At 64.2% G+C, this 13,133-nt stretch carries 10 protein-coding genes; 5 read left to right on the top strand and 5 right to left on the bottom strand.

The window, feature by feature from the left end; translation table 11 throughout:
* Nucleotides 1-54 precede the first annotated feature (54 nt).
* The 3 genes from AB4Y77_RS18835 to AB4Y77_RS18825 all read right to left on the bottom strand — a co-directional run bounded on the left by AB4Y77_RS18835 (nucleotide 55) and on the right by AB4Y77_RS18825 (nucleotide 4,100).
* On the bottom strand, nucleotides 55-1,698 hold the full coding sequence (locus AB4Y77_RS18835) for a glycoside hydrolase family 53 protein (protein WP_442014976.1): 1,644 nt from the start codon (nucleotides 1,696-1,698) through the stop codon (nucleotides 55-57).
* Between the two features lie 59 nt (nucleotides 1,699-1,757).
* Entirely contained in the window at nucleotides 1,758-1,967 is a 210-nt protein-coding gene (locus AB4Y77_RS18830) for a hypothetical protein (protein ID WP_311212433.1), read from the bottom strand.
* Nucleotides 1,968-2,057: 90 nt separating this feature from the next.
* Nucleotides 2,058-4,100 (bottom strand): beta-galactosidase, encoded by a 2,043-nt coding sequence (locus AB4Y77_RS18825; protein WP_442014975.1) that lies wholly within the window; start codon nucleotides 4,098-4,100, stop codon nucleotides 2,058-2,060.
* Nucleotides 4,101-4,291: 191 nt separating this feature from the next.
* On the opposite strand from AB4Y77_RS18825, the gene AB4Y77_RS18820 reads away from it, so the two are divergent.
* The 5 genes from AB4Y77_RS18820 to AB4Y77_RS18800 all read left to right on the top strand — a co-directional run bounded on the left by AB4Y77_RS18820 (nucleotide 4,292) and on the right by AB4Y77_RS18800 (nucleotide 9,705).
* Nucleotides 4,292-5,617, top strand: a complete 1,326-nt coding sequence (locus tag AB4Y77_RS18820) for an ABC transporter substrate-binding protein (RefSeq protein ID WP_442014974.1) — start codon at nucleotides 4,292-4,294, stop codon at nucleotides 5,615-5,617.
* A gap of 109 nt (nucleotides 5,618-5,726) precedes the next feature.
* Nucleotides 5,727-6,692, top strand: coding sequence for a carbohydrate ABC transporter permease (locus tag AB4Y77_RS18815; protein ID WP_172326105.1), 966 nt, complete (start codon nucleotides 5,727-5,729; stop codon nucleotides 6,690-6,692).
* A 2-nt stretch (nucleotides 6,693-6,694) separates the two neighbouring features.
* Complete coding sequence (locus AB4Y77_RS18810; protein WP_442014973.1) at nucleotides 6,695-7,612, top strand: carbohydrate ABC transporter permease; 918 nt, start codon at nucleotides 6,695-6,697, stop codon at nucleotides 7,610-7,612.
* Nucleotides 7,613-7,631: 19 nt separating this feature from the next.
* A complete protein-coding gene (locus AB4Y77_RS18805; protein ID WP_442014972.1) occupies nucleotides 7,632-8,648 on the top strand; it encodes a LacI family DNA-binding transcriptional regulator in 1,017 nt (338 codons plus the stop codon).
* 46 nt (nucleotides 8,649-8,694) lie between these two features.
* On the top strand, nucleotides 8,695-9,705 hold the full coding sequence (locus AB4Y77_RS18800) for a YdcF family protein (protein ID WP_442014971.1): 1,011 nt from the start codon (nucleotides 8,695-8,697) through the stop codon (nucleotides 9,703-9,705).
* Nucleotides 9,706-9,729: 24 nt separating this feature from the next.
* Here AB4Y77_RS18800 and AB4Y77_RS18795 read toward each other — a convergent pair whose 3' ends face one another.
* Complete coding sequence (locus AB4Y77_RS18795) at nucleotides 9,730-11,745, bottom strand: glycoside hydrolase family 3 protein (RefSeq protein ID WP_442014970.1); 2,016 nt, start codon at nucleotides 11,743-11,745, stop codon at nucleotides 9,730-9,732.
* Between the two features lie 64 nt (nucleotides 11,746-11,809).
* Nucleotides 11,810-13,105: an exo-beta-N-acetylmuramidase NamZ family protein gene (locus tag AB4Y77_RS18790; protein ID WP_442014969.1), complete on the bottom strand. Its 1,296-nt coding sequence runs from the start codon at nucleotides 13,103-13,105 to the stop codon at nucleotides 11,810-11,812.
* Between the last annotated feature and the right edge of the window lie 28 nt (nucleotides 13,106-13,133).

Genomic DNA, 13,133 nt, shown 5'->3' with positions numbered 1-13,133 from the left:
GACGTCGGCACCCACCCGGGTGCCGACGTCGAACCTTACTCACGTGGTGACCATCTACCGAAGTGTCGGCGTCGATCCTGCGTCCGGCCGGAACGCATCCAACGCCGGGAGCGCGCGGTTGTTGTAGTCGAACATGGCCTGGTTTTCCCACGCATTGCCGGAAGAGGGGTCGGCCGGGTCCCAGCCGTTTCCGGGGACGGACGTCCAGGCCGGCTCCCAGTAGACAGCGCCGAGGCCACGGCCGCCCGGGGCGGAGGCCACCACATCCTGGACTGCGCGGAAGTTCGCGGCCTGCCCGGAAGGTGTGGCTGGGTAGCCCTTGACCAGCTGGCCCGGATTGGCGATGACGTTTTCCCAGGGAGCATTCGGGTTGTCAGCGAGGGTGAAAGGGTACGAGGTTTCCACCACGATCACGTCCTTGTTGTACCGGGCGGACAACGAGGTCACGGAGCTCTGCAGGGTGGCGAGTGTGCCGTGCCAGTAGCCGTAGTAGGACAAGCCGATGATGTCGAACGGCACGGAGCGGGCGGTGGCTTGGTCGTACCACCAGTTGATTCCGTCAATCCCGTTGTTCAGGTTGGTCAGGTGGAGGATCTTCTTGGTGCCGGGGCTGACTTCGCTGACTGCGCGTGCCCCTGCCTTCAGGAAGGACGCCAGGTTGTCCCACTGGGCGCCTGTCACGGAATCGTTGGGGTCCACATCGTAGGACTGGCCGTAGGGCCACAGCATACCGGGGTTGATTTCGTTGCCGATCTGGGCGGCGTACGGGGTGACACCAGCAGCTTTAACCGCGGCCATGACGTCACGGGTGTGGTTGTACACGGCGTCCGCGAGCCCTGTGGGAGTCAGTCCCTGCCACGCAGCCGGGACTCCCTGGGCGCCGGGATCCGTCCACCGGTCCGAGTAGTGGAAATCGATCAGAACACGCATGCCCTGGGCATCCGCGCGCCGGGCCATCGCTGCGACTTGTTCCTTCATGTTGAAGCCGTCCGCCGGGTTGACCCACACTTTCAGCCGGACCAGGTTGGTTCCTGCGTCCGCGAAGGCCTCGACCGGATCCACGGAGTTGCCGTCTCTGTCGGCGTACACGGCGCCGTTCGCTTCATTCTTGGGAATGCTGGAGAGGTCTGCTCCGCGGACCTTACGATCGACCTTGCCTTGGGTGAAGGTGACGTTGTCCATGCTCGCCCAGGCACCAGCGCCGCTGGTGGTGAGCTTGAGCGTGCACTTGCCGCTGCTGACGTTCGCGCTCACGGCCATCGACAACCATTGGTCGTCCGTTTCGGTGGACGGCAGGACTGTTGTCCCGTGCGCCCCGCATCCGGTGAGGGTCAGCCGGGACGAGTCCACGGGGCCGCCGGATTTGATGTTGGCCCGGAACGTCCACCACCCTTTCGCGAGACCGCTGAGGGTCTGTGACGTAGTGACCGTCCCATTGCCCGAAAGCCAGTGCGTCAGACGGCTGGCGGATTGAAACCCGCCGGACTCCACTGTGGCCGCATCTTTGTGTCCATTAACAGTCCAGCCATTCAGCCCAGCCTCGAAACCTGCATTGGTGACGGTTCCGGCAGCCGTTGCCGCGCCAGGGGCAAGCAAGCTGCCGCCTGCCAGGGTCAAAGCGAGGACGACGGCGGGTAGCAGCCGCCGCTGCTGTTTCAGTCTTCCTGGGGTACTCAGCGTGGATCCGGGGTGGTTCATGGTTCGTCCTCCTTGACGGGTGCTGCCGGGGTCTTACCTGAAAGTGGGACTGTTTGCGGTTAGTGGCTGCGCTCGCGGGTGAGGCCGAACGGGACCTCGTCGCTGACGGAGATGCTGAAGTGCCCGGGGTTGAGCTTGGTCACCAGGATGCCGTGACCGCTGCGGGTGGCCTGCGGCTGCAGGTGTTGGATGGCGGCGTTGAGCCGGTCCTCGAGTTGGGCGGCGGTTTCCACCCGGACTTCCACTGAGGTGTCGGTGGCAGTGTTCATGAGGCACCTTTCGGATAAAGCAGGGAGCTGACGATTGGAATACCGGCCCGGACCGTGGTCGGTCCGGGCCGGCGGCCTGCGTTCAGCGGGTCAGGAGTGGTCCGCTGGAGTATGGATGACGCAGATGGTCCCGGCGGGAACGTGCGCGGTTCCGCCGACGGCTTCGCCGGAGAGCAGGTTGAGCCCTGTTGCCGGGTATTGTGCGTCCGCATCGGTGTGGTTGATGAGGAAGATGAACGTGCCGTCCTCGGAGCACCGTGACGCCACTTCCAGCCCGGCCGGGGGCTGGACTCCGGTATCGATTCCGGCATTCCGGACGGCGTCCAGGACAACGTCGGCGAGGTGTCCGCCGTCGAGCTTGGTGGAAACGTACCACGCGGTACCGCTGCCGAAATCGTTGCGGGTGATGGCGGGTCCGGAGGCCGCAGGTCCACTGGTGTAGCGGCTGAGGACCGTGGCGGTGCCGGGGTGGATTTCCTCTGACCACACGGTGCCGGTGGCGCCGTTCCCGAGGGTGACGATTTCTTCCTCGCGCAGGGGCATGAATTCGTGGATCTCCAGGCCAAGAACATCACGGAGGCCACCGGGGGAGGCGCCGGCCGGGACAGTGTCGTTGCTGTCCACAATTCCGGAGAAGTAGGACACCATCAGGTGGCCGCCGTCGTGGACGTAGCGGCTCAGGTTCGCGGACGCCTTGTCTCCCACCAGGTAGAGCGCCGGAGCCAGGACCAGATCGTAGCCGGACAGGTCGGCTTCGGGATGGGCGAAGTCCACGCTGATGCCGTGGTTCCACAGGACGGAGTAGAAGGATTCGATGCGTTCGCGGTGGTCGAGATCGCTGCTGGGGCGCCATTCCAGGTCCTGCGCCCAGAACGATTCCACGTCCCAGAGGATGGCCACGCGTGATGACACGGTGGAGCCTTTGACGGGGGAGAGCTTCCCCAGGTCATCGCCGAGATCCAGGACTTCGCGCCAGATTCGGGTGCCGGTGCCGGCGTGCGGGAGCATGGCCGAATGGAACTTTTCCGCGCCATAGCGGGAAGCCCGGAACTGGAAGAACATCACGGCGTCGGCGCCGCGGGCCACGTGGGACAGGCTGTTGCGGGCCAGTTCGCCGGGGCGTTTGGCGATGTTGCGGCCTTGCCAGTTCACGGCTCCGGTTGAGTGTTCCATCAGCATCCAGGGACGGTTGCCTGCCAGGGAGCGTGTGAGGTCGGCGTCCATGGAGAGGAGAACATGGTTGTCCTTGCGCTGGGCCACGAGGTAGTGGTCGTTCGCCACGATGTCCACCTCTTTGGCCCAGGCCCAGTAGTCCGGGGACAGGCAGTTGGTGGCCATGAAGTTGGTGGTGACGGGCAGATCAGGGGTGTATTTCTTGATGACGTCGCGCTCGGCAATGAAGCATTGGAGCATTGCGTCGGAGGTGAACCGGTGGAAGTCCAGGCGCTGGGCCTGGTTGCTGACACTTGCTGAGACCCTGGGGGCGTCAATCTCGTCCCATTCGCCGTACTTCTGTCCCCAGAACAGCGTGCCCCACGCGTGGTTGAGCGCCTCCAGGGTGACGTAGCGGTGACGGAGCCAGTCGCGGAACGCCAGCACGGAATTCTGGTCGTATGAATCGCTGACAGGTGCGCCGTACTCGTTGTGGACGTGCCACAGAACCAATGCGGGGTGGGAAGCGTAGCGGCGCGCGAGCTGCTCGGTGATGTTGGTGGCTGCCCGGCGGTATTCCGGTGAGCTGGGGCTGGCCATGCCGCGGGATCCGTTGCCCAGCGTGACCCCATCGCGGGTTACGGGACGCGCATGCGGGTATTTCTTCCAGAACCACGCAGGCGGTGCGGCGGTGGGAGTTCCGAGGTCCACGCTGATGCCGGCATCGGCCAGCAGATCCATGAGGTGGTCCAGCCATTCGAAGTCGTATTCGCCTTCGCGGGGCTCCAGCAACACCCAGGAGAAGATGCCGATGCTGACCAGGTTGATCCCGGCCTCCTTCATCAGCGCGATGTCTTCCACCCAGACCTCGCGGGGCCATTGCTCGGGGTTGTAATCCCCGCCGTAGCAAAGGCCGGCCGGTCGCTGTACCCAAGGCGCCTGTGCGGGTTGGGTGGCGGGGGCCTGCAGGACGTCTGTCATCAAATCTCCTAAGAACTGTGTGCGCTCCCAGTAGTATCACAGCTCTAATTCCGCTGGCTAGATCAAATTCAGGGTTGACATGGATCACAGCGCTGTGACTAACTGGAACCGCTCACAGTCATGCGACTCCAGTTCGGATGAGCGGTGAAACCCCAGACAGACCCATTCAGCTTTTCGACAAGGAGGACGAAATGCGCAAGTCATTTCGTGCAGGCGCCGTAGCCATGCTCGCAGCGGCCACGATGCTCGCCGCAGGATGTTCCGCAGGCTCCACCGCCGGCAGCCAGGATGCTGCAGCCAGCGACCCCAACCAGAAGGTGGAACTGACCTACTGGGCATGGGCCCCGAACCTGGACAAGGTGGTGGAACTCTGGAACGAGAAGAACCCCACCATCCACGTCACGGTCAACAAGCAGGACGGCGGTGACCCCGCGGTCACCAAGCTGCTCACCGCCGTCAAGGCAGGCAGCGGCGCACCGGACCTGATCCAGGCCGAGTACCAGAAGATCCCCACGCTGGTGGCCGCAGATGCGCTCGCCGATCTGTCCGGCACCGCAGCCAACGACACCAAGAGCCACTTCCCCGAAGGTGTCTGGAACTCCGTGACGCTGGGCAGCGAAGCGCTGTACTCCGTCCCGCAGGATACCGGGCCCATGGTCTTCTATTACCGCGCCGACATCTTCGAGAAACTCGGCATTGCTGTCCCCACCACGTGGGATGAATATGCAGCGGCCGCCAAGGCCGTGCATGCCGCCGATCCTGAGGCCTACCTCGGTACGTTCTCGTCCAACGATGCCGGCTGGTTTACCGGCATGGCACAGCAGGCCGGAGCTTCCTGGTGGGGTGTTGATGGTGATGCCTGGAACGTCAAGATTGCCGAAGAGCCCACCGAAAAGGTAGCCGGCTACTGGGGTGGCATCGTCGAAGAGGGCATCATCGACAACAAGCCCATGTACACGCCTGAGTGGAACACCGCGCTCAACACCGGCAAGCAGGTTGGCTGGCTCAGCGCGGCCTGGGGCCCGGGGGTTCTCGAGGGCAACGCAGGAGCGACAGCCGGTATGTGGAAGGCAGCACCCATGCCGCAGTGGGATGCCTCCAAGCCGTCCACGGGTAACTGGGGTGGCTCATCGACCGCTGTCACCTCCCAGTCCAAGAACCTCGACGCCGCCGCCAAGTTCGCCACCTGGCTGAACACGGACCCTGAGGCAGTGAAGGCCTTGGTCAAGGAAACCGGCATCTACCCGGCCGACACCGCCGGCGCCGAATCCTCCCTCACCGAGGCTCCCGCGTTCTTCTCCAACCAGCCGGACTTCTACGCCGTGGTGGGAGAGGCTGCCAAGAGCGTGGGTTCATTCACCTACGGTCCCAACGTCAACGTTGCCTTCAACGCCTACAACGATCAGTTCGCCAAGGCTGCCCAGTCCAAGCAGAAGAGTGCCTTCCTGGACGCGGTCAACAGCATGCAGCAGGTCACCGTTGATGACCTGAAGAAGACCGGCTTCACGGTCAAATAGCCGTTCCAAGTAACCGCACCAGCTGCGGGAGGGTGGTGCCCCGCCCTCCCGCAGCGTCTCCACCCAGAGTCTTACCTTCGAACCACCACAAGGAAGTGCACCCGTGGCAATGACCGCAACCAGGCCCGGTCCGGCAGCCGGAAGAACAGCAGATACTCCCAGGCGGGCCAAGAACTTCAAGTCCCGGGTGCTCATCCCTTACTCAATGCTGGCCCCGGGCATCATCCTGTTCCTCGTCTTCATGGCAGCGCCCATCATTTACACGTTGGTGCTCAGCTTCCAGAAGAAGAAGGTCAGCGGCCTGGGCCTTGGCAAAGGCTCGCAAAGCACTGCGTTCGCTGGCTTGGACAACTACATCAGCGCACTGACGGATCCCGAATTCCTGGGCAGCGTCCTCCGGGTCCTGACGTACGGGCTCATCCTGATTCCCCTGATGCTCGGCTTCGCCCTGCTGTTCGCGCTGCTGCTGGATTCGCGGCGTACACGGGCCGGAAGCTTCTCCCGCACCGCGATCTTCCTGCCCTACGCAGTCCCGGCAGTGATCAGCTCACTCCTGTGGGGTTTCCTTTACCTGCCCGGTGTCAGCCCGTTCCACTTCCTGGCCCGGCAATTCGGGATGGAACTGCCCTCGCTGCTGGATCCCAACCTGGTCACGTTCGCCATCTGCAACATCGCCCTGTGGGGTGGCGTGGGTTTCAACATGATTGTCATGTACACCTCGCTCAAGGCAGTTCCCAGCGAAATCTACGAGGCCGCCAAGCTGGATGGGTGCTCTGAAATCCAGACCGCCATCAGGATCAAGATCCCCATCATTGCCCCTTCCCTGGTGATGACCGCGCTGTTCTCGATGATCGCAACGTTGCAGGTCTTCGCCGAGCCCACCACGCTGCGTCCCCTGGCCAACAGCCTTTCCACCAGTTGGTCCCCGCTCATGCTGGTGTACCGCGACGCCTTCACGCGGAACGACGTCTTCTCCGCGGCCGCCACCAGCATCGTGATTGCCCTGGCTACCTTCATCATTTCGTTCCTGTTCCTGCGCATCGTGCAGAAGCGGGCCTTCGGACAGGAGAACTGACCGTGACTGCCCTCGCCACGCCGCCCAAAAGCCGCCGCGCCAACCCCAAGCCAAGCAAGCCAGGCAAGGCCACCAAACCGGAGTACATCAAGGAAAAGCCCAGCTACCTGTCCACCGGCATCCTGATCCTGGGGGCGCTCTACTGCCTCTTCCCGGTGATCTGGGTGGTGGCTGCGGCGAGCAAGGACGGCACTGAGCTGTTCTCCACCTTTACCCTGGCGCCCAGCACGCACCTGTGGGACAACATTGTGGAGCTCACCGAATACCGCGACGGCCTGTTCTGGCGCTGGATGCTCAACACGGCCCTCTACGCGGGCGTCGGCGCAATCGTGTCCACCTGGGTCTCAGCCCTTTCCGGCTACGTCCTGGCGAAGTTCGACTTCCCGGGTAAGTCCGGAGTCTTCAAGATCCTGCTGATGGGTGTTCTGGTTCCCGGCGTCATCCTCGCCATTCCGCAATACCTGATGCTGGCCCAGGCGGGCCTCACCAACACTTACTGGTCGGTGCTCCTGCCCCAGATCATCAGCCCCTACGGCATTTACCTGGCCCGCATCTACGCTGCGGCTTCAGTTCCCGGCGACGTCATTGAGGCCGCCCGCACTGAGGGTGCCAAGGAGATGTACATCTTCAACCGCATCGCCGCGCCCATGATGCTGCCGGGCCTGGTGACCATCTTCCTGTTCCAGTTCGTTGCCATCTGGAACAACTTCATGCTGCCGTACATCATGCTGGGCGATGACCACCTGTTCCCCATCACCGTGGGGCTCAACGGCCTGCTGAACCAGGGGGCCTCCGCACCGGCTCTCTACTCGTTGGTCCTTGCCGGTGCGCTGCTGTCGATCGTCCCGCTGGTCATCATGTTCCTGCTGCTGCAACGCTATTGGCGGGTCGATCTGGCCGCCGGCGCCGTCAAAGCCTAGTCCTAGGTAGGCTTTGGTCATGACGCAACCCACCCATCGGCCAAGGCCCAAAATCGACGACGTGGCCGCAGAGGCGGGCGTCTCGCGAGGTACGGTCTCCCGGGTTCTCAACGGAGGTCACTGGGTCAGCCCGTCTGCGCTGGCAGCCGTCAACGCAGCCATCAAGAAGACCGGGTACCGCGTCAACCCGCATGCGAGGAACCTGGCTACCAACCGGGCCAACTCCGTGGCGTTCCTGCTCACGGAAACGCAGGAGAGGCTGTTCGAGGACCCCAACTTCGCCGTGCTCATGCGCGGCGCAGCAGACGCCTTGGCTGTTCACGACATCCCGTTGGTGCTGATCATGGCCGGCACGGATGACGAGCAGCGGCGCGCCACCGACTTCCTCACCGCCGGCCACGTTGACGGGGTCCTGCTGATCTCGTCCCACGGCAGCCGGAAGGGCATCATTGCGGACATTATCGCCGCGGGTGTCCCGGCCATTGCCTGTGGCGTCCCGTTGGGCTTCGAGAAGAAGATGGGCTACGTCGCGGCCGATGATTACGAAGGCGCCCGGGATGTTCTGCGGTACCTGCACGACGGCGGGAGGCAGCGGATTGCCACCATCGCCGGCCCTGCGGACACCTCGGGCGGTACACGCCGGCTCGAAGCGTACCGGGACCATCAAGGGGCGGACCTCGATGAAACCCTCATCGTGCACGGAGATTACAGCCGCGACAGCGGGGCCAAGGCCATGCGGGAACTCCTGAACCGCACCCGGGAGATTGACGCCGTCTTCGCCGCGAACGACCTCATGGCACTCGGCGCAATGGACGTCCTGCGGGATGCCGGCCTGACAACGCCAGGTGATGTGGCCGTCGTCGGATTCGATGACATCAAGGTCTCCCAGGAGGCAGCGCCGCCACTGACCACCGTGCGCCAGCCCTTTGACCGGATCAGCGAGGAAATGGTGCGGCTCCTGCTGGACGTCATCAGCGGCAAGCGCCCCGCCGCCGTCACCATCCCCACCGAGCTGGTCATCCGCGAATCGGCCTGAGCAGGGGCACCGCGAGGGCACAAGCCCCAGCGCATAGGCTTGGACCATGCTGAACCTGGTCCTTGGACTTCTCTTTGCGGGGCTCTTCCTTGCCTCCTACCAGTCCGATCGGCGCAGGCTCCGCAACGGGGTGCTCCTGCTGGTGGCGGTATGGCTCCTGTTGCAGGCCGTCCTGGACTTCCTGATCGACCTGAACCCGTGGTTCGAATGGCTGAACCTGGTGGTCGTGGTGGTTCCGGTGGTGAGCATTTTCGTGTTCGCCGGCTTCCTGATCGCCAACGGGATCACGATGGTCCGCAGGGAAGGCCCCGGCATCAGCAGCTTTCTGCCCATTGCGGTGGGGCTGGCCGTGTTCCTCGCTCCGGTGGTCGCGTTCCTCTTTGTCCTGAGCGGGCAGCCCGTCCTGGCAGGCCTCGCCGCCTTGGCCTTCTTCCTCTGCGCTTACCTCGGCTGCGCGTTTGTGGTGTTCCTCGGGTATGCCTTGGTGTATTCAAGGATGCGGTTCAGCACGAATCCGGCGGCCGTCATTGTGCTGGGTTCCGGTTTGATAGACGGCAAGGTCCCGCCGTTGCTGGCCGCGCGCCTGAACAAGGCTTTGGAAATTTACGACGGCGGCGCACCGGTCAGGCCGGTCCTGGTGCCTTCCGGGGGTCAAGGCCCGGATGAACCCCGGCCCGAGTCCACGGCAATGAAGGAGTATCTGGTGGCAAAGGGCGCTGCCTCCGGCGACGTGCTGGAAGAGAACCAGGCCACCACCACCCGCGAGAACCTGGCCTATTCAGTTGCCTTGCTTGCTGAAAAGGGAATCCAAGGGCCATTGCTGGTGTGCACCAACAACTACCACGTACTCCGTGCGGCCCTCCTGTCCAGACGCCAGAAGATCAACGCGGAGGTAGTGGGCGCTCCGACCGCCAGGTACTTTGTGCCCAGCGCCTTCCTTCGCGAGTTCGTGGCCGTGATGAGGGACAACCGCCTGACCAACATGGTCCTTTGCCTGCCGATGTTCGGGGTTGCCCTGCTCATCACGGTGGCACTGATGAACTCCTCGGTGCTGTGAGGCCTTGAGCCGTTTAACCTGAACCTACGGCTTGGGGAGCCCCGTGGTGAACGTGTGGCTCCACTCCGTGACGGCGCCTTCGGTAAAGACGTACCCCTTGCCGCGGACTGCAGTGACCGTCACGGTGCCCTCAGGCTTCTTGTAGGTCCCGGCCCCGATCTCCTTGCCGTCAACCAGGTAGGCCACGCCGTCCACCGCCGGAACCGTGTACGAGTCCTGCCCGCGGCCCGGCTTGTCCGTGAAGGTGACCGCTGCCGGCGTCGCGGTGTCGTAGTGCAGGCCGAAGCCCAAAGGCACCAGGACGCCGTCGCCGCCTGCTTCCGGGATGTTGACCGGAAGCTTGCCGCCGGGGTTCACCGCACCTGAAATGGCGCGGACGGCACCGTGGAAATTGACGTCCTTGACCCCGTAGCTGTTGAGCACGGCGTCGGCGCCGGGGAAGACGCTGATGTCGTAGGGGTTGCGTGTGGCCACGACGATCACGGGAGTTCCGGTGGCTGCCAGTTCTTCAACCATCTGCTGCTGCGCAGCGTTGCCGGTTGCGTTGTACGAAGCAAAGACCACGGCATCCACGGTGCCGGCTGCGGCTACCGCACGCGCGCGGTACGCCGCGGAGGGGGAAGCCCCATCCTCGTAGTCTTCAGTAACCGCGAATCCCTGCTCCTTGAGCATCGGGCCCGCGAGCTCCGGCCAGGCTGAACCGGCCCCCACCATGAGCACCGAACTGCCGGATGCGAGGGGCAGGATCTTGTCCTCATTGCGGAGCAGCGTCACTGCACGGTCCGAGATCAGCTTGGCCGTGGCCAGGTTCTCCGCGCTTCCAACAAGGGTGTCCACGGCGTGGGGGTCTGCCATCGGTTGCTCGAAGACTCCCCGCTTGGCCTTCCACTCGAGGATCCGCCGGACAGACTCATCCAGGCGGCTCTCGGTGAGCTCACCGGACTCGACGGCGGCACGGACCCCTGCGAACGAGGCGTCCACATCGGGGGAGTTAAGCAGGATGTCAGAGCCGGCCTGGATGGCCTTGACGGCAATTTCCTCCTGGGGCCATTCGGCGGCCATCGCGGCCATATCCAAGGCATCGGTGGTGACCAGGCCCTTGAAGCCCAGCTCATCGCGAAGCAAGCCAGTGAGGACCTTGTGGGACAGGGTGCCGGGCATCTCCGCGTCGATGGCCTCCACAATGATGTGGGCTGTCATGACCATGTCAACGCCACCGTCAATGGCGGCTTTGAAGGGTTTCAGGTGCTGGTTCAGGGTCTCGCGGTCGTAGGTGACGGTGGGGAGTCCGTAGTGGGAATCCACCGAGGTATCGCCGTGCCCGGGGAAGTGTTTGGCTGCCGCGCCGACGTTGTGTTCCTGGATGCCGTCGATTTGAGCCACACCGAGCGCGCTGACCAACGCGGGATCTTCGCCCATGGAGCGGATGCCGATTACGGGGTTATCCGGGTTGGAGTTGAGGTCCAGCACGGGTGCGAAGTCCACGTTGATGCCCATGGCCCGCATCTCGGAGCCCAGGATTTCGCCCTGTGCCCGCGCGAGTTCCGCGTCTGCCGTGGCTCCCAACGCCATGTTGCCCGGGAGGACGGTGGCCGGCGGTCCGATGCGGGCAACCAGGCCGCCTTCCTGGTCGATGGTGACTGCCAGCGGGATGCCGGTTCCGTCCTGGCCCACGGCAGCTCGTTGCAGACCGTTGGACAGGCCGGCAACCTGCTGGGGGTTGTTCGTGTTCCCGGACCACGCGAAGTAGAGGACACCGCCAAGGTTGTACTTGGCCACGACTTCAGCAGGAGTGTTGACGCCGTAACGTTCCTGGTTGGTGGCGGCCATGGAGGTGTCATCGGCCGAGGACCCGTAGACGTGGGTCCAGGTCATCTGGCCGATCTTTTCGTCCAGCGACATGCCGGAGATCAGCGCCTCGATGTCCGGTGAGGCGGCGACCGTCGTCGTACGTGCCGTGGTGGGCGGGGCGGCCGCAGCGACCCCGCCCGTCACCACCCCCGCGCCCGTCATGAGCAGCGCTGTTGCGGCGGCCGTCATCAAGGTAGTTCCTTTTCTGAGCATGTGAATTCCCATCCCAATCGTCTGAGTTTTTCCGGCTGGCCTAGCGCGGCCCGTTGTAGAGGAGGTACTGGCGGGTATCGCGGACGAACTGACCCAGTTCCGCCCGCCAGCTGTCCAGGATGGTCCGGGCGTCAGCACCGGCGTCGAGCTGTTCGGCAAAGCGGGCGGACCCGCTCAGCAGCCCCATCCAGCGCCCGGCGTCGCCGCGCCACGGGAAGCCCGGGTACAAGCGCTTGGCTTCCACCAACATGTGCGTGCCGATTTCGAGGGCCTCCACGCGGGCAGGATCGGTGATGTGCACCTGGACTCCTCCGCAGATGACGCCCTGGTTCTTGGAGAGGGTGGGCTGGAAGTAGGCCTCGCGGAACGTGACACCGGCGAGGCCTTTGCTGTTGAGCGCCTCCGCCCAGCGGTAATCCACGTAGGGGGCGCCGATCAGTTCGAAGGGCCGGGTGGTTCCGCGGCCTTCGGACATATTGGTGGCCTCGAAAAGTGCCGTGCCCGGGTACAAGAGGGCCGTCTCCGGGGTGGGCATGTTGGGGCTCGGGAGGATCCAGGACTCCCGGTTGTCCGGGCCGGTCATCTCGCGGCGCCACCCCTGCACTTCCACCACTTGGAGGTCCTTCAGGGGAGCGAGGCCCGCGGCCGGCAAATGCACCGCGTTGAAGTACTTGGCGAGCTCACCCACGGTCATGCCGTGCTGGAGTGCGATGCCCAGTTTTCCTACTCCGGACTCGAATCCGCTCTGCAGGACCGGTCCCCTTGCCTGCCCTCCGATCGGATTCGGCCGGTCCAGGACGACAAACCTGGCACCCGTTCGGGAGGCGGCCTGCATGGCACCCCACATGGTCCAGATATAGGTGTAGAACCGCGCGCCCACGTCCTGGATGTCGAAGCAGATGGTGTCCACGCCGGACTTTTCGTAGAAGCCCACGTACTGGTCCACGTCGGCGCCGTAGGAGTCGTAGACCGTGATGCCGGTGCGGGGATCCACGGAGGTCCCTTCGCTGGCGCCGTCCTGGGCAGTGCCCCGGAAGCCGTGTTCGGGACCGAAAACTGCCCTCACGTCGACGCCTTTTTGCGCCATGTCATCAACAATCGAGTGGAAGTTCGCCAGGACTCCGGTGGGGTTGGTGATGACTCCCACCCGGCGGCCGGCGAAGATGCTCCAGTTATCGGCGGCGGCGACGTCGGCGCCGGGGGTTGCTGTTCCGGGCTTTCCGGGGCGGGCGGTTTGGGTGGTGTCTGCAGCAGCGCTGGCGGCAAAGGGCGCGACGACGGCGGCCGCGGCGGCCAGTCCCGATGCGTGGATGAGGTTTCGGCGGTTGAGTGTCATGGGGAGCCTTTCCGGATGAGCAGGGCAT

Origin of the sequence: Paenarthrobacter sp. YAF11_1, assembly GCF_052113445.1 — a bacterium.
GTDB lineage: Bacteria > Actinomycetota > Actinomycetes > Actinomycetales > Micrococcaceae > Arthrobacter.
This window is presented reverse-complemented; position numbering and strand designations above follow the sequence as displayed.